This window comes from Salipiger sp. ABF4_146, from assembly GCF_056161345.1.
Genome location: NZ_JBSWYX010000017.1, coordinates 21,321 through 38,918, shown reverse-complemented (window position 1 = coordinate 38,918; position 17,598 = coordinate 21,321). Strand labels below are relative to the sequence as shown.

Below are 17,598 nucleotides of genomic sequence, written 5' to 3'. Positions count from 1 at the left end.
CCAAGGCAGGTCGCTGCGGGCCGGTGTCAGTAGACGTAGCCGGCCTTGGTCATGAACTCGCGCGCGATCTCGAGGTCGTATTCGATGGGTTCGAGCAGCTCCTTGGCGTATTCCGGCGCGGTGAAGGGCATCGGCACGGTGCCCGCCGCGCCAAAGCCGCTGGCGATCTCCTGCACGATCTGTTCGCGCGGCATCGCGTGGCTGAAGGCCTGACGCACATAGGCCGCGGCTTCGGCGGCGCGCGACGGGTCTTCGCGGCCAAGCGGCGTGTCGACGCCGGTGCCGAAGACCGGGTGCTGCAGGTTGTAGCACACGTGCTGCCACTTGTAGCTGTCGTAGGTCTGCACCTTGCCCCAGGACGGATCGATGGTGTCGACCAGCGAGCCGATATCGTACATCGGGTCATGCGCATCGATCTCGCCGGCGCGCAGCGCCGAGAGCACCGCGTCCGAGCCCTGAATGTTGACCACGTAGAAGCTCTCGACGTTGCCCGGCGTCTCTTTCCAATAGTCCGCGTTCTTGGCGTAGACGAAGGTGTTGCGCATCTGGTCCTGTCCCTGACAGACCCACGGGCCGGTGCCGACGCCGCCCTGCGCGGTGTAGGTCGAGCCGTCCGACAGCGTCACCTCGTAGCTGCCGTTCCAGGTGTTGAACGGGTGGGCGCGCAGATCGGCGGGGGCGATGCCCTCCAGCACGTGTTTCGGCATCACTTGCATGGCGTTCATCACCCAATGCTCGAACTGCACGGTGAACTCGGGCAGATCGACGGTGATCTCAAGCGGGCCGGTGGCGCGGAACGCGTCGGGAGAGCCGAAGATCTCGGTGAACGGCGCGTTGAACGGCGAGGCATACTCGGGGTTCATGATCATCTGCCAAGTGAACACCACGTCCTCGGCGGTGAACGGCTCGCCGCTGTGCCACGTGACGCCGTCGCGCAGGGTGATCACCCATTGCTTGCCGTCTTCGGACATGGTGTGCCCGGTGGCCAGCGCCGGAACGATCTCTTTGCTTTCCCAGTCCTTGTACTCGTAAAGCCGGTTGTAAACCGGACCAAAGACGTTGGCGTCGGAATAGCCGCCGGTGTACATCGGCGTGAGGTTCTGCGGCGGCTGCCACGAGGCGAAGGCGGCCGAGGCGTCGGGCCCCGCATCCTCGATCGTCCAGTTCTCGGGGTCGGGAAAGAACACCGGGTTGAAGGTGGTGCCGGAAAAGCCCGAGAGCTTGGGGTTCGTGGCGATGACATCCTCGGGGTAGAACAGGATGGTCATCGGCTGGATGTCGTACCAGCGCTTCTGGAAGCGGGTGATCGCCTCCATGCGCGGCCCTTCCTCGCGCGCCGCGGCGTAATCGGCCAGCGAGGCGTCGATCTCTTCGTCATCCACGTAGTAGTAGTTTTGCCCGGCCGGCGGGAAGGCCGAGGACGAAAACAGGTTGTTCGGCATCGGGGTGATCGAGTTGTAGTAGTAGCGCTCGAGATAGGCGTCCCAGCCGCCTTCGGCGTGGCTCTTGCCCTCACCGTTGGTGCGCCGCGGTGTAATCACCGACCACGGGACGTAGCTCGATTGCACGTCGACCCCCAGCTTCGAGATCTGCTGCGCCGCCAGCGTGCCCCAGATCATCCGCGCGGGCTGGTTGTTGGGGATCATCATATACATCCGGAAGAACGGCGCGGCGGCGCGGCCCAAGCCCGGCGCCGTGCCCGCCATCGCGGCTGCGGCGGCGCCGGTGGTCTTGAGAAAGTTCCTGCGTGTCTGGTTGGCTTGCATGTCGGTTCTGGTCCCTGTTGCTGAGGTGTGGTCGTGGCTTAGCTGTCGGCGCCGAGCGGTTCGGCCGGGGCCGGTTCGTCCAGCGGGTGGTGGCAGGCGAGCGCGTGACCCTTCTGGGTGGTCATCGGCGGTTCATGCGCCGCGCAGACCGCGCTGGCGCGCGGGCAGCGGGTGTGGAAACGGCAGGCGGCGGGCATGTTCATCGCGCTGGGGATCTCTCCGCGCAGCGTGTTGCGGGCGGCGGGGCGGTCGGGATCGGGCACCGGGATCGCACTGAGCAGGGCGCGCGTGTAGGGATGGCGCGGACCCTCGAAGAGCGTGTCGACATCGGCGATCTCGACGATCTTGCCCAGATACATCACCGCGACGCGGGTGCTGAGGAAGCGCACCGAACTGAGGTCGTGCGAGATGAACAGATAGGTCAGCCCCAGTTCGGCCTGCAGCCGTGCCAGCAGGTTGAGGATCTGCGCCCGCACCGAAACGTCGAGCGACGACACCGGCTCGTCGAGGATCAGCAGTTCGGGGTCCACCGCAAGCGCGCGGGCGATGCCGACGCGCTGGCGCTGACCGCCCGAGAACTCATGCGGGTAGCGGTCGGCGTGATGCGGCTCCAGCCCCACGAGTTCCAGCAGTTCCAGCACCCGCGGGCGCCATGCCGCGGGTGGCAGCAGCGCGTGCACGCGCAGCGGCTCGGACAGCGTTTGCGCGATGGTCCAGCGCGGGTTGAGCGACATATAGGGGTCCTGAAAGACGTATTGCACGCGTCGGCGCATGGCCAGTTCGGCCTTGCGGTCATCGCCGCCCAGCGTCGCCAGCAGGTCTTGCCCGCCGAGCCTCACCTCGCCGCCGCTGGCACCGATGAGATGCAGGATCGAGCGCGCGGTGGTCGACTTGCCGCAGCCGGACTCGCCCACAAGGCCGAGGGTCTGGCCGCGCGCCACGGAAAAGGAGATCTCGTCGACGGCGCGGATCACCCCGGTCTGGCGGCTGCGGAACAACCCGCGTTTGGTCACCGGGTAGAGTTTCTGCAGGCCGCGCACGGTCAGCAGGTCGGGATCGGGCACGGGGAAGGGTGCGGTCATGCGGCGTCCTCCTCGATCAGCGAGCCGCGGCGCAGGCAGCTGACGGCGTGGCCGGGGCCGCTGGCGGTCATCTTTGGCAGGTGGCGGCGGCAGTCCTCCTGCGCTTCGCCGCAGCGCGGGTTGAACTGGCAGCCGCTGGGCCGCTCCGCCGGGTTCGGGGGCTTGCCGCCGATGGCAGGCAGGCTTTGCGTGCCGGGGGCGTAGCGCTGGTCGATGCGCGGTGTGCTGTCCAGCAAAGCGCGGGTGTAGGGATGCTGCGGGTCGCGAAACACCGTGCGCGCCGCGCCGCTTTCGCAGATGCGCCCCGAGTACATCACCGAGATCCGGTCGGCCATGCGCGCCACCACGCCCATGTCATGGGTGACCAGCAGGATGGAGGTGTGAAAGCGCTCTTTGATCTCGTCGAGCAGGTCGAGGATCTGCGCCTGAATGGTCACGTCGAGGTTGGTTGTGGGCTCGTCGGCAAGGATCAGCGCCGGATCGCAGAGCAGCGCCCGGGCGATGCAGACGCGTTGCTTCATGCCGCCCGACAGCTCGTGCGGGAACTGGTTCAGGCGGCTGGTGGCGTCGGTGATGCCGACCTGTCGCAGCAGGTAGCCGACGCGCTCGCGGGTCTCGAGCTTGCCCGCGCCGGTGTGCCAGGCGTAGATCTCGCCCAGCTGCGCGCCGATGCTGAGGATCGGATTGAGCGAATGCGCCGGATTCTGGAACACCATCGCCATGCGCCTGCCGCGCACGCGGCCCATGGCCTTGGCCGATTTGGCGGTCAGATCCTCGCCCTCGAACATCACTGTCCCGCCGGTGACCTGCGCGCCCGCCGGGGGCAGGCCCATGAGCGCCAGCGAGGTCACGGACTTTCCCGAGCCGCTTTCGCCGACAAGGCACAGCGTTTCCTGACGTCCCACCGCCAGATCGACGCCCATCACCGCCGGCACAGCGCTGGCGCCCTTGCCGAAGCTGACGCTCAGCCCGCGCACGTCGAGCAGCGGTGCCGCGGCAGTCGCCGGGGCGTTGGACAGGGGATCATTTGACGCGGGGATTGAAAGCATCGGACAGCCCATCTGCAAGAAGGTTGAAGCCAAGAACCGTGATGAAGATCGCCGCGCTCGGGGCGATGGACGCCCAAGGCGAGACCTTGAGGTTCTCGTAGTTGAAATAGAGAAGCTGGCCCCAGCTGATCGCCTCGGGATCGCCGAAGCCAAGGAAGCTGACCATCGCTTCGGACAGGATGGCCGAGCCGATCCCCAGCGCGATGATCACCACCAGCGAGGGCATGGCGTTGGGCAGGATGTGCCGCATCAGGATGTCGCCGCGGGTGGCGCCGATACAGCGCGCGGCCTCGACGAACTCCATGCTCTTGAGGCGCATGAATTCGGCGCGGGCGATGCGCGCGATGGGCGGCCAGCCGAACAGGCCAAGCAGCACGACGATGGTGCCGAGGTTGAGATAGGGGATCTCTTCGAACGGCGTGCCGACGACGATCACCCCGAAGAGCCGCACCACGGCGAGGATGACCACGAAGACCGGCAGCACCAGAAAGAACTCGGTGATGCGCATCATCACCTCGTCGGCCCATCCGCCGACATAGCCGCTGATGCCGCAGATCAGCAGCCCCAGCACCGAGGCCACCAGCATCGTGCCGAGCCCCACCGCCAGTGCGGTCGGCGCGCCATAGACCACGCGGGTGAAGACGTCATAGCCCATGCGGTCGGTGCCGAAGGGATGCGCGAGGCTGGGCGCGGCGCGCGAGCCGAAGTTGAGCATCGCCGACTGGTCGTCGGCGGCGTAGGGCGCGATCAGCGGCGAGAGGATCGCCACCAGCACCACGAGGCTGACCAGCACGAGGCCGAGCATGCCGCTGCGGTTGCGGCGGAAGCGGGACCAGCCCTGCGCCCACATGCCGCGCGGCTTGTCGTGGCGGGCCGCCGCGGTGCCCGCGGTCGGGGTGATCGGATCAATCGAGGCCATGGGGTCAGTCCAGTCTGATGCGGGGATCGATGAGCACGTAGGCGATGTCGGTGAGCAGCGTGGCCAGCACGAGCATCACCGAGATCGCCATGGTGACGCCGAGGATCACCGGGTAATCGAGCTGCTGGATCGCGTTGATGTAGAGGTATCCGACGCCGGGCCACGTGAAGACGGTCTCTGTCACCGGGGCGGTGCCCAGCATCAGCCCGAACAGGATCGACAGGTAGGTCAGCACCGGGATCAGCGCGTTGCGCAGCGCGTGGCCGTAGATGATCCGACCCTCGGGCAGACCGCTGGCGCGGGCGGCGGTGACGAAGTCATGGCGCAGGATGTCGACGAGGTTGGACCGCATCAGCAGCGTCAGCGCGGCGGTGTTGAAGAAGGTCAGCATCGCCACCGGCAGCACCATGTGCCACAGCGCGTCCAGCATGTGATTGCCCCACAGCGGCGCGCGCATCGAATAGGCGCCGTAAGAGGGGAAAATTCCCAGCCAGTAAGAGAAGATCAGGATCAGCAGGATGCCGACGAAGAAGCCCGGCAGCGACTGGCCCAGCATGGCGCTGGCCATCACTCCGAAATCGACCTTGCTGTATTGCCGCACCGCCGCCGTCACCGCCATGACGGTGGCGATCACCAGCGCGATGAGGATGCCGGGCACTTGGATCTTGAGCGTTTCCACGCCCCAGACCGTCATCATCTCCCAGACTGGCTGGTTGTAGATGATCGAGGTGCCGAAATCGCCCTGAAGCAGGTTCCCGGCCCAGATCAGGTAGCGGGTCACCGCCGGTTTATCGAGGCCGTAGTAGGCGGTCATCTGGTCGATGGCCTGCTGGCTGATGCCCGGGCGTTCGGCGAGGAGGATCTCGATCGGATTGCCCACGGCGTTGACCAGCGCGAAAACGATGACGCTGACACCAAAGAGCAGCAGCACCGAGAAGATGAGGCGGCGTATGATGAACTGGGTGACCTGCAAGCCAAGCTCTCCCGTTGCCGCAAGGCGGGGATCAGCGCGCCTGCAGCCTAATGATTTCAATAAGTTCTGATGGGCTCAGGATGAGATGCCGCACCCCGCAGGGTCAAATTCCAAATTATAGGTGTGCATCGAACTCAGGTTATGGGGCAGGGCGTTGCCATAACCGGATGCCCTGCTGTGAGGCGGCATCAAGGGGCCGCGCAGGATGACCCGGGGCGCTATGTGGGCGCCGCGAGGCACGCCCGCGCGACGCCGCAGCGTCTCGTGCAAATGCCACGTAGGGCGGGGCATGCTGTGGTGTGAGGGTAGGAGGCGGCGAGAACCGCGATCGCATTGGCCTTCTAGCGTAGCGGACCCGCATCTGCTGCCGGTGCTCTGCGCGCGCTTCGACATCCAAGCCCGGCTTAGGATTGGGTCAGGGGGCGACGTGCCCGACGCTGGGATGTTGATCTACATATGGGAGCACTTGGAGCGCCGCGCGGGGGCTGGCGGATCAGCGCATCTCTGCGGCGGTCGCTGCAGTGCTGCCCGGCGGCGGGGCCAACGCCGGGCCGAGGCTTTCGGGGTGGGCCAGTGCCAGCTCGATGAAGCGCTGCACCTGACCGGTGCGCGGGCGGTGCCGTGGCAGCAGAAGACGCACTTCCGAACTGACCGTCGGTGAAAACGGACGGCAGGTCACCAGTTGCGAAAACGCGCCCAGATACAGCGGATTGAGCAGCGCCACGCCCAGCCCTCGTGCCACCATGGCGCAGATGCTGGGGGCCATCGAGGCCTCGGTGATGATGTCGCGCTGCACGCCCGCGCCGGTGAAAAGCTCATCGACCTGCGCCCGCAGGTCCGAGGTCGGGGTGAAATTGATAAAGCGCTCCCCCTCGAGATCCGCCGGGCCGAGCGCCGCTTTCTTTGCCAACCGGTGGCCGGGCGGCATGACGCAGACATAAGGACGGCTGTCGAGCGCGATATGGTCGATCTCGGGGTCGTCGATGGGATGCGACGACACGCCGATGTCCAGCCCGCCAGAGATCAGCATGTCGACGATCTTGGGGGTGCTGCGCGCGTGCAGGGCGACTCGCGCGGCGCTGTTGCTGTTTTGATATTCCATCACGAGGTCTTGGATAAAGCCGGTCGACAGCGCCGGCATGACGCCGATCGACAGCAGCGTGCCCTTCATGTTGCGGATATCCGAGGCGGCGCTCTCCAGCCGGTCGAGCCCGCGATAGAGCCTGTTGATCTCTTCGAACAGCAAAAGCGCATCGCCGGTGGGCCGCACCCGTCCGGGGCTGCGCTCGAACAGCGCAAGGCCGGTGTCATATTCGAGGTTCTGCAGCATCTTGCTGATCGCGGGCTGCGAGACGCAGAGACGCGAGGCCGCGCGGCTGACCGTGCCGGTTTCAATAACGGCCTTGAAAGCTTCGATATTTCGGACGTTGAGCATCTGCGGCCCGTATGGTTCGTGATGGGGTGTCGTGCGGCGCAGGCCGGGTCGGATATGTTGGCCGGCCGCTAAGCTGAGTGAAGAATAAATCTTCCGCAGCGCCGACCCTTATGTCCGGTCTTTTGCAAAATTTTGCGCGGGCGTCTGCGCTGTGCTCGCAGAACCGGCGTTTGCCTATGGTCTGCGCCGCGTTTTCAGCAGGCCGCGAAAGCGGCAGCGGCATATGCGCAAGATCCCGGTGAAAAGTCCGGCCAGCCGCGGTTTCCGGCGGGTGCAGTGATCCGTGTCAAATGCCTGGGCTTGGAGGCGCGTTAGACTGGCCCCAAAGGAGACTCGCGCGCCATGTCTCAGAAAGCGCCGAAACGCGGTGGTTTGCCGCCGCCTGTGCTTGCCAGCCTTTACGTCGGGCTGGTTGCCGTGCCGATGGTCGCGGCACTGCTGTCCGAGCCCGGTCACTGGCAGGGCGCGATGCGGCTGGCCACGGCCTGCGGCATCGCCGCGGCGGTGATGGTGCTGGCGCAGATGCTGACCAGCGGTCGGTTCGAGGCGATCTCGGGCCGGATTGGCATCGATGTTACCATGGCGTTCCACAAGTGGGCGGCGCCGCTGGCGTTGCTGTTGGCGCTGGTGCATGTGCTGGCGCTGATCGGGCTGCCCGATCCGGACCGGCCGGGGCGGTTGGCGCGCCGGCTCGAGTTTGTGCTGACGGCGCCGGGGTTCTGGGATGGGCGGATCGCGTTGGCTTTGCTGACGCTGGTGGTGCTGCTGGCGTTGCTGCGCGACCGGCTGCCCATGCGCTACCAGATCTGGCGCGCGGGGCATGCGCTGGGGGCGCTGGGGCTGGTGGTGGCGCTACTGTGGCATGTCCTCGGCGACGGGCCGGGAGGCGCGGCAATGGCGGCGCTCTGGCTGGGGCTGACACTGGCGGCCTGTGTGCCTGCGCTCTCGGTCTATGCCGGGCGTCTCGTTCGGCCCGAGGCACAGCGCTGGACGGTCGCGGAAAACCGGTCGATCGCCGAAAAGCTGTGGCTGCTGCGGCTGTCGCCGCCGCCGGGCCGGTCGCTGGCGTTTCAGCCGGGGCAGTTCGCGTGGGTCGCCTTCGGAGCCAAGCGTTTGCCCCTGCACGACCACCCGTTTTCTATCGCCTCGCCGCCGGGCGAGGCGGAGGTGCGCCTCGTGGTGCAGGAGGCCGGGGATTTCACCCAAGGCATCGGGGCGATCGCCGTGGGCACCGAGGTGTCGCTGGATGCGCCGCATGGCAGTTTCGTGCCGCGTGGCGAGGGGCCGTTGATCCTCGTGGCGGGCGGCGTCGGCATCGCGCCGATCCTGTCGATCCTCGGGGCGCTGGCGCAAGCGGGCAACCACCGTCCCGTGCGCTTTCTCTATGCTGCGCGGTCCGCCGCGGCGATGGTGCCAGCAGAGCTTTACCGCCCGGCCTGCGAGACGCTCGGTGTCGCGCCGATGCTGATTTCGGACACGCCTGAAGATCACCCCGGCATGCTGCAAGGCCCGATGAGCGCCGCACTTCTGGAGCGTGCGATGGAGGGGCTGGAGCCCTCTGCCTGCGAGGTGATGATTTGTGGGCCGGGGCCGATGATGACCTTGATTGCCGACAGCGCGCTTGCGATGGGCGTGCCGCTTGATCGGATCGACTACGAGAGGTTCCGCTACGGAGCGGGGGCGACCTCGGTCAAGGACCGGCTGAGGCTGACGGTGTTCGCGGCGACCCTCGGGGCGGTGCTGGGGCTGGTGCTGCTTTACTGGCTGGCGTGATCCGCGAGCCACTCGACCAGCGCCGCGCGGGTCTCTGCGTCGGACGGCGCGTGGTGCATCAGAATAAAACGGTCCAGACGGTCCTTTCCGGTAGTGTCGTCGGGCTTGGGCAAAGCGTAGGCGATGCTGTCGGTGCTGCGGTGGCATTTGGCGCAGGCGTCGGACCACGCCTGCCCGCCGGGCGAGTGGTCCTCGGCGCCGCAGGGACCGACCAATGCGACGCAGAACAATCCGGCGATCAGCGGGACATGGCGGCGTGGGGTGGCTGGCAGGCGCATGGCGATGGTCTCCGGAACAGCTCGGCCCCATGATGCCGTTACGCTGGCCACCGGGCAAGCCGCGACAGGGGCGGGGCGTGGTTGCGGCGGGGGGCAAAATGCGGGGCGTCCGCGTCTTTCAAAGCGCGCCTTCGGTAAGATGACTTCAAGAGCCTTGCGCTCCTTAGCCATGGCACAAAGGCGATAAATATATACCTTCAGATTTATTGTGCCGGACACCGGAGACATTGCATGAAGACGATTGTTGCTTTTCTACTCGGCCTTCTGGCCGGGACAGCCCTGACCGCGACGACGGCGCGGGCCGAAGACATGGCCCCCTACTGGATCAGAGGCGCGCAGGTCTCGCCCGATGGCGAGAGCATCGCCTTTGCCTACCGCGGTCAGATCTGGATCGTGTCCAGCGAAGGCGGAGAGGCCGCGCCGCTGACCGAGCGGCAGTTCCGCAGCAACTCGCCGGTCTGGTCGCCGGACAGCGCCCGCATCGCCTTTGCGTCCGACCGTTTCAATGTCGCCGATGTCTTTGTCATCTCCGCGCAAGGCGGCCCCATACGTCGTCTGACGTATCATTCGGGCGCCGAACTTCCGCTGACCTTTTCTGCCGATGGCACGGAGGTTCTGTTCTCTGCCGCCCGGCTGGGAGAGCCGGAGGCGGATCATCTGGCAGGGATCGGCCAAGCTGTCGGCGTGGTGATGCTGGTTCCGGTAGACGGAGGCCGCCCGCGACTGGTGATGCCGCTTCCGACCGGTCAGGCCGACATCAGCCCCGATGGCCGCAGCCTGGCCTATGTCGATCGGAAATCCCCCGAAACGCCATGGCGCAAGGGCGAGATATCGGACGCGACCGGCGATCTGTGGCTCTACGATCTGCAGGCGGGCAGCCACCGCCGGCTGACCCAATACCGCGGGAGCGACCGCAGCCCGGCGTTTTCCGCCGACGGCTCTGAGTTGTTCTGGGCGACCGAGATGCCGGACGCGGGGCTTGGCGATCCGGACGCAGAGCCCGAGAGCTTCAACATCTGGCGTATGCCGCTGGCGGGCGAGGACGCTCCGACACGTGTCACCTCGCATCAGGATCTGCCCGTGCGCTTTGTCTCTGCCGCCGAGGATGGCACGCTGTTCTATACCTTTGACACGCAGGTCTGGCGGCTCGATCCGGACGCGGATGCCCCGGTGCAGGTGCCGATCCGCATCCGGCAGGGGACGTTGTTGACCGGCGAGGTCTACGGCGACCTAGGCGCGCAGATCTCCGAGGTGGCGGTGTCCCCCGATGGGGCGGAGCTGGCGCTGGTCGCGCGGGGCGATGTCTTTGTGAGTGATGTCCACCGCGACAGGAGAGGTTCGCCGCATCACCGCCACCCCGCAGGCCGAGCGTTCGGTCAGCTATGCGCCCGACGGTCGCAGCCTGCTCTACGCTGCCGAACGGAGCGGCGACTGGGACATCTACCAGACCGCGCTGGTGCGCGACGAGAATGAGGGCTTCCTGTCGGCGCTTGATCTGGATGAGCGGCTTTTGATCGACACCGAAAGCGATGCGCTGCAGCCCGCGTACGCCCCAGACGGCGCGCGTATCGCTTACCGCGACGACCGGAACGCCATCCGCATCTGGGACACGAGCCGCGGCGAAAGCACCGAGATCCTGCCCGACAGCGCGACCTATTTCTACAGCGAGACCGAGTTCGATTTCGAGTGGTCGCCCGACGGGCGGTTCATCCTAACGACCACCGGCTTTGCCTCGGCCAATACCGAGGTGGAGATGATCGAGACCGCGCCGCCGCATCAGCGGCATAATATTTCGGACTCGGGGTTTGGTGACAGGCAGGCGGGGTTCAGCCCGGAAGGCTCGGTGGTGTTTTGGGCGACGGACCGATTCTCGCAGCGCAATCTCGACGAGCAGGGCGGCAGAAAAGACGTGGTGGCCGCCTATCTCACGCCCGAGGGCTACCTGCAGCGCGATCTGGGAAAGGCGGCGCCAGCGGCAGACGGGCAGGCCGACGCCGGACAGGACGCGGCAGCAGCGCTTACGCCGGACTTCGCAGGTCTCGCCCATCGCAGGGTCCGCGTGACCGGAGCGCCGGTTCTGCCGGTGCTTGCCGAGATGACCCCCGACAACGCCAGGATGCTGCTGGTGACGGTGCAACCCGAGAGCGGCGTGCTGTCCGGCACGGCGATCGACATGGCCTCGGGGCTGCCACGGCAGATCTTGGCGCAATCGGTGGCGGGGCTTGCGGATGTGGCGATAAGCCCTGATCGCAGCACGCTGTTTCTGGTCTACGAGGATCGACTTGAGCGGGTCGACGTTGCCTCGGGCGCGATGACCCCGGTGCCTTTCGCGCTGCAGGCCGGTTTCGAGCCGGTCGCCGAGATGGAATACCTGTTCGAGCATCATTGGCGCTTTGTGCAGTCGAAATTCTATGACGCCGGGATGCATGGGGTCGACTGGCCCGCGATGCGTGAGGCTTACGCCAAATACCTTCCGCATATCTCCCACTGGGAGGATTTTGCCGAACTGATGGGGGAGCTTCTGGGCGAGCTCAATGCCTCGCATTTCGGGGCTCGTTTCGAGGCCGACAATCAAGCTTGGGACAGGACTGCCGAGCTTGGGCTCTTCTATGACACCGCGCATGATGGCCCGGGCGTGCGTATCGTCGCAACGCTGCCCGGCGGTCCGGCGGCGCTGGTCGGGGGGCCGCTGGAGGCGGGCGCGGTCATCCTTGCGGTCGATGGCGAGGAGATCGGCGCAGATCAAGACATCGTGCCCTATCTCAATCGCCGGGGTGGCGATCTTCTGCGCCTGACCGTCCGGCCTGCGGAGGGCGGAGAGGTGACAGACGTCACTTTGCGCGCGGCCGCGCCCGGCACCAACGCCGAGCTTGCCTACCAGCAGTGGGTGACGCGCCGCCGCGCCATGGTCGAAGACCTGTCCGGCGGTCGCCTTGGCTATACCCACGTGCGCCGGATGAACGATGCTTCGTTCCGGCAGGTCTACTCCGACCTCATGGGGCGGGCGCGTGACAAGCAGGGCGCGATCGTCGACCAGCGTTTCAATTTCGGCGGCTTCCTGCATGACCAGCTTACGGCGTTTCTCACCGGCAGCCGGCACTCCGGCCTCGTGACGCGCAGCGGTGTCGATCTTGGCACCACGCCCTACACCCGGTGGGCCAAGCCCACGGCGCTGGTGATGAACACTTGGGATTACTCGGACGCCTCGGTCTTTCCCTATTACTATGTGCGTGAGGAACTTGGCCCCTCGGTCGGTGATCGCGTGCCGGGCACCGGCACCGCCGTGGTGCGCCCGCCCTTGCTGGAGCCGCGGCTGGTGCTGGGCGTGCCGCAACTGGGCTTCCGGACCGCCGAGGGAGAGTTCTTTGAGAACCGCGAGATCGTGCCGGACGAGGTGGTTGGGATGACCCCGGATGACATCGAAGCCGGGCGCGACCCGCAGCTTGAAGCCGCGGTCGCGGCCCTGCTTCGGCAGATCGGGCAATGAGAACGCCAAGGGGTGAGACACCCAGCCGATGGAGGGCTGCCACGAAGACCGTGCCTTTGCTTTTTCCCCTGTGCCTCGCCGCACATGCCGTGCTGGCCGAAGACCCGCTTGTGCAGCCGGTGATCGACGGCTGCGGCGCGGCGCTTGCCGAGCGTGAGGGGATCGCACGCGCGACCCTGCAAGTGGTGGATACAAGCTATTCCGAGGCGGGCACCATGGTCTATCTGCAGGGCCCGCAGGGCGGGGTCTGGGAGTGCTTTGGCTACAGGGACGGCGCTATCGAGACGCTGACCCCCGCCAGCCCTGAGGCGAGTGAGGCAGCGTTTGCCCGCGCCGCCGACAAAGCCGCGCTTGCGCCGCAGCGGATCACCTTCGCCCCCGGCACCCGCGGCGCAAGGCTCACCGGCGCGCTTGGGGCCGGGGGCGCAAAGCAATTCGTTCTGGCGGCGCGGGCAGGGCAGACGCTTGATGTGCACCTCACGCCGGCGCGCGGCCCGATGTACTACATCCTGCGCAGCCCGGATGGATCGATTTTGCTGGGCGGAACGGATGCAACGGTTCCATTCAGCGGCACGCTGCCATCGACCGGGGACTACGTCGTGGAGGTTGTCAGCAAGCTTGGCAGTCCGCAGACCTTCACTCTGGATCTGGAAATCGACTGAGCCAGGGCTCAGAGCCGAAGCGGGCGGCTCTGGTCGCGCTGTTCCGGCACTTCGCGGGCGGCTATGCCGAGCGCCGTTCGTGGCGCAGAGCCATCGATGGATGCACCGGCTTCGGCGGACGGCAGCGCGGCGCCGACGCCGCCCGGCGAAGAGCATGCGAATGGTGTATAGTGGGGCTGCGCGCATCCGATGCAGGCGTGTAACGGTTTGACAGGGATCAACGCACCGCGCCGCCAAAACACGCAGGCTTCCGAGATGAGGAGGACCTCCAATGGCCGACAAGCAACAGCCGCCGGACCCAACACCACCGCCTCCGCTGCCCGAACAATGGCTGCGCGCCGCCATCGTGCTGGTTGCGATCTTCATCACGCTCGCGCTGGTCTTCGACGAGGACAGCCAGACCCCGGCGGCCGAGACGAGATCCTACAGCGCGGTGAAAGAGTTGATCCAGAGCGGTCAGGTCACTTCGGCGACGCTCTCCGATCACGCGATCACCGTGTCGGTGCCCGATACGGCGGGTGGCACCGCACGTTATCGCGCGATCACCCCGGCGCAGAGCGATCCTTCGCTTCTGCCGATGCTGGAAAGCCAGCAGGTCGCGATCTCCGCCGAGGCCCCGAGCGACAGTTCGATCTGGATGTTTCTGCTGCCATGGATTGTGATCCTCGGCGTCTATTTCTGGCTGCAGCGGCGGATGATCGGGCAGATGGGCGGCGGTATGGGCGCGGGCGGCGCGGCGGGGCTGTTCAAGGGGCGGTTCTCGACCCCCGCCGAGACCCACACCCAAGTCACGTTTGCCGATGTCGCCGGACAGGAACAGGCCAAGCGCGAAGTTGCCGAACTGGTCGACTTCCTGCGCGAGCCGGACCGCTACCAGAGCGTCGGCGCCGAAGTGCCGCATGGCGTGCTGCTGATGGGCCCGCCGGGCACCGGCAAGACGCTCATGGCCAAGGCCCTTGCCGGAGAGGCGGGGGTGCCCTTCTTCTCGACCTCGGGCTCGGAATTCATCGAGGTCTTTGTCGGGGTTGGCGCGGGCCGCGTGCGCAAGATGTTCGAAGCGGCACGCAAGGCCGCGCCCGCGGTGATCTTCATCGACGAGCTAGACAGCATCGGGCGCACCCGCGGCACCGGGCTTGGCGGCGGTCATGACGAGCGCGAACAGACGCTGAACCAGATCCTCGCCGAACTGGACGGCTTCGAGGGCAAGGAGGCGGTGGTGGTGCTGGCCGCCACCAACAGGCCAGATGTGCTGGACCCCGCGCTGCTGCGCCCCGGCCGCTTCGACCGCCATGTCACGCTCAACCTGCCGGACCGCGCGGGCCGGCTGGCGATCCTGACGCTGCACTCGGCAGAGCTTCCGCTGGACGCGCCGGGCGACCTTTCAGAGATCGCCGCGGGCACGCCCGGCTTTTCGGGCGCCGATCTCAAAAACCTGCTGAACGAGGGCGCGATCAACGCCGCGCGGCGGCGCGCGCAGAGCATCAGCACCGCGGATCTGCAGGAGGCCCGCGACAAGGTGATGATGGGCACCGTGCGCAACCTCGCCATCGGCCCGGGCGAGCGTCACCGCCTTGCGGTGCACGAAGCCGGGCATGCCGCTGCCGCCTTCTACTCGCCCGGCGCCGACCCGCTTTACAAGGTGACGATTATCCCGCGCGGGCAGGCCCTTGGCGGCACGCATATGCTGGAGGGTGAAGAGCATCACACGCTGCCCGAAGAGTATCTGCGCACGCATCTGGTGATCATGCTCGCGGGCCGCGCCGCCGAACGCCGGTTCACCGGCTCGGTGAGTTCGGGGGCCGATGACGACATCCGTCGCGCCACGCGCATCGCGCGCTCGATGGTGACCCGCTGGGGCATGACCGAGGCGCTGGGGCCGGTGGACCTTCGAACCTCTGACGACAGCCCCTTCCTTGGGCAGAGCTTCGCCCAGCCCAGAGAGCATTCCGACGCCACTGCCGCGCATGCGGATGCGGCGGTGATCAAGCTGCTCAAGGAGGCCGAGCAGGCCGCAGGCAGCCTCATCGAAGAGCATGAGACGGAAATCCTCGATCTGGTTCGGCAGTTGGAGCAGGACGAAACCCTGGACAGCGAGCAGATATCGAAGCTTCTCAGCGGCTCGGGCAATGTGCACCAGATGGCGCGCCCGGTCGAACAGCCGGGCAAGGGCAGCGAAGGCCGGACGCGCTGAGGTCTGCGTCCTTGGAGGCAGAGATGCCTGAGCACAGCTGCGGTCTTGCAAGGTGGCTGTATGTTGGACCGGCTGCCGCTGCAAATGTCTCGGCGCCCGAAGCGCATGGGCAGGCGCATGAGGAAGCGCAGCACGCCCGGTCCAGAGCTGAGACATCTTGCCTGCGTGATGGCTCTTGCCCGGTGCCTATCGCGAAACGCTATAGGGTGGTGAGGGGATTCCAATTTGATCCTGCGCCACGCTGCGGTCATTGATTTGGGCGAGGAGGATTTTCCATGAATCAACATCTGACCGGCGCCGTGGCGACCACTGCGGCCTCTGCCGCCGACACGCTGCTTGCGCAGCTGCAGGCGGCGGGCATCGACTTTCTCTTTGCCAACGGCGGAACGGATTTTCCTCCAATCGTCGAGGCCTACTGCAAGGCCGAGGCCGAAGAGCGCGCGCTGCCCAAGCCCGTCGTCGTGCCGCATGAGAACACCGCTGTGGCGATGGCGCATGGGGTCTACCTTGCGACGGGCCGGATGCAGGCAGTCATGGTTCACGTCAACGTGGGCACCGCCAACACGATCAACGCCGTGCTCGACGCCAGCCGCGAACAGGTGCCTATGCTGCTCATGGCCGGGCGCTCGCCGTTTTCCGAAAAGGGCCATCTGGGCACCCGCACCCGCTATATCCATTGGGCGCAGGAGATGTTCGATCAGGCCGGGATGATCCGCGAGGCGGTGAAATGGGATTATGAGCTGCACCTCGCCGACCAGATGCGCGACGTGGTGAACCGGGCCATGGAGGTTGCCGAGTCCTCGCCCAAGGGGCCGGTTTATCTGACCCTGCCGCGCGACGTGCTGGCCGCCGAAGACAGCCGCAGCGAGGAGACCATCGCGCCGCGCCCGCCGGTGGTCGCGCCCACCGTGCCGCGCGAGACGCTCGAACAGATCGCTGGCATGCTGCGCGAAGCCGAGCGACCGCTGATCGTCACTGCCAATGCCGGGCACGATGGCCGCGCCTTCCATGCGCTGTCGGAACTGGCCGAGCGCTATGCCGTGCCGGTCACCAGTTACCACCAGCGCTTTGTGTCGATCTCCTCGGAACACCCCTTCGAAGCCGGGCATGATCCCATGCCGTGGGTGCGCGAGGCGGACTTCATCCTCGTTCTGGATTGCGACGTGCCATGGGTGCCGCAGCTGGCCGAGCCGCCCGCGACCGCCAAGATCGTGCACGTCGGCGAAGACCCGGTCTTCGCACGCTATCCAATGCGCAGCTTCCGCTCTGACATGTCGATCGCCGGGCGCCCGGCGGATGTGCTGGAAGGGCTGCTCGACATTCTCGGCCCCTCGCTGCCCGCCGCAGAGGCGCGCCGTGACGGGCTTAAGGCGAGCATCGCCGAGGCAAGGGCTGCGACCCGCGCCAAGGGCGAGCCGCAGGAAACGCTGACACCCGAATACATCAGCCGGGTGATCGGCGAAATCGCTCCAGCCGAGGCTGCCATCGTCAACGAGTACCCCTTGCGGGTCGAACATTGCGTCCGGACCGAGCCGGGCAGTTACTTCGGCCTCTCGCCGGCGGGTGGCCTCGGCTGGGGGCTTGGTGCGGCGCTGGGGATCAAGCTGGCACAGTCCGAGCGCGACGTGATCTGCACCATGGGCGACGGCGCCTATATCTTCACCAACCCCACCGCGAGCCACTGGGTGGCGCAGGCTCAGGGGCTGCCGGTGCTGACCATCATCTTCAACAACGCGCTGCACGGGGCGGTGCGCAATTCGACCCTCGCGATGTACCCCGAGGGACACTCGTCGCGCGGCGGCGGGCGGATGCTGGCCGACCTCAGCCCGACACCGGCCTTCGAAAGCCTTGCCGGGGCCGAGGGGCTGGGCCTGCGCGTCGAGACCGTGGCAGAGCTGCGCCCGGCGCTCGAAGAGGCTCTGGCTGCGACCCGCGCAGGGCGTCAGGCGCTGGTTAATATTCTCTGCGACTACTGACGGAGGC

General features: G+C 66.7%; 13 protein-coding genes. 6 read left to right on the top strand and 7 right to left on the bottom strand.

Annotation, left to right across the window (positions count from 1 at the left end):
• Positions 1–26: 26 nt before the first annotated feature.
• The 6 genes from ACXAJT_RS20765 to ACXAJT_RS20740 all read right to left on the bottom strand — a co-directional run bounded on the left by ACXAJT_RS20765 (position 27) and on the right by ACXAJT_RS20740 (position 7,224).
• A complete protein-coding gene (locus ACXAJT_RS20765) occupies positions 27–1,766 on the bottom strand; it encodes an ABC transporter substrate-binding protein (protein ID WP_475238451.1) in 1,740 nt (579 codons plus the stop codon).
• A 38-nt stretch (positions 1,767–1,804) separates the two neighbouring features.
• Positions 1,805–2,848 (bottom strand): ABC transporter ATP-binding protein, encoded by a 1,044-nt coding sequence (locus ACXAJT_RS20760; protein ID WP_475238448.1) that lies wholly within the window; start codon positions 2,846–2,848, stop codon positions 1,805–1,807.
• Positions 2,845–3,897: an ABC transporter ATP-binding protein gene (locus tag ACXAJT_RS20755; RefSeq protein WP_475238446.1), complete on the bottom strand. Its 1,053-nt coding sequence runs from the start codon at positions 3,895–3,897 to the stop codon at positions 2,845–2,847. The genes ACXAJT_RS20760 and ACXAJT_RS20755 overlap by 4 nt, the downstream gene beginning before the upstream one ends.
• A complete protein-coding gene (locus ACXAJT_RS20750) occupies positions 3,872–4,816 on the bottom strand; it encodes an ABC transporter permease (RefSeq protein ID WP_475238442.1) in 945 nt (314 codons plus the stop codon). The genes ACXAJT_RS20755 and ACXAJT_RS20750 overlap by 26 nt, the downstream gene beginning before the upstream one ends.
• Positions 4,817–4,820: 4 nt before the next feature.
• Positions 4,821–5,789, bottom strand: coding sequence for an ABC transporter permease (locus ACXAJT_RS20745; protein WP_475238438.1), 969 nt, complete (start codon positions 5,787–5,789; stop codon positions 4,821–4,823).
• 493 nt (positions 5,790–6,282) lie between these two features.
• Positions 6,283–7,224: a LysR substrate-binding domain-containing protein gene (locus tag ACXAJT_RS20740; protein ID WP_475238436.1), complete on the bottom strand. Its 942-nt coding sequence runs from the start codon at positions 7,222–7,224 to the stop codon at positions 6,283–6,285.
• Positions 7,225–7,566: 342 nt separating this feature from the next.
• On the opposite strand from ACXAJT_RS20740, the gene ACXAJT_RS20735 reads away from it, so the two are divergent.
• On the top strand, positions 7,567–8,997 hold the full coding sequence (locus tag ACXAJT_RS20735) for a ferredoxin reductase family protein (RefSeq protein WP_475238432.1): 1,431 nt from the start codon (positions 7,567–7,569) through the stop codon (positions 8,995–8,997).
• On the opposite strand, the gene ACXAJT_RS20730 is transcribed toward ACXAJT_RS20735, so the two are convergent.
• A complete protein-coding gene (locus ACXAJT_RS20730; protein ID WP_475238427.1) occupies positions 8,982–9,275 on the bottom strand; it encodes a hypothetical protein in 294 nt (97 codons plus the stop codon). The genes ACXAJT_RS20735 and ACXAJT_RS20730 overlap by 16 nt on opposite strands.
• Positions 9,276–9,506: 231 nt before the next feature.
• Between ACXAJT_RS20730 and ACXAJT_RS20725 the strand changes: the two genes are divergently transcribed.
• The 5 genes from ACXAJT_RS20725 to ACXAJT_RS20705 all read left to right on the top strand — a co-directional run bounded on the left by ACXAJT_RS20725 (position 9,507) and on the right by ACXAJT_RS20705 (position 17,591).
• Positions 9,507–10,748: an LpqB family beta-propeller domain-containing protein gene (locus ACXAJT_RS20725; RefSeq protein ID WP_475238422.1), complete on the top strand. Its 1,242-nt coding sequence runs from the start codon at positions 9,507–9,509 to the stop codon at positions 10,746–10,748.
• 280 nt (positions 10,749–11,028) lie between these two features.
• Entirely contained in the window at positions 11,029–12,762 is a 1,734-nt protein-coding gene (locus tag ACXAJT_RS20720; RefSeq protein ID WP_475238614.1) for a S41 family peptidase, read from the top strand.
• A 56-nt stretch (positions 12,763–12,818) separates the two neighbouring features.
• Positions 12,819–13,424 (top strand): hypothetical protein, encoded by a 606-nt coding sequence (locus tag ACXAJT_RS20715; protein WP_475238420.1) that lies wholly within the window; start codon positions 12,819–12,821, stop codon positions 13,422–13,424.
• 271 nt (positions 13,425–13,695) lie between these two features.
• Positions 13,696–15,615, top strand: a complete 1,920-nt coding sequence (gene ftsH / locus ACXAJT_RS20710) for an ATP-dependent zinc metalloprotease FtsH (protein WP_475238419.1) — start codon at positions 13,696–13,698, stop codon at positions 15,613–15,615.
• A 275-nt stretch (positions 15,616–15,890) separates the two neighbouring features.
• Positions 15,891–17,591, top strand: coding sequence for a thiamine pyrophosphate-requiring protein (locus tag ACXAJT_RS20705; protein ID WP_475238415.1), 1,701 nt, complete (start codon positions 15,891–15,893; stop codon positions 17,589–17,591).
• Positions 17,592–17,598 lie beyond the last annotated feature (7 nt).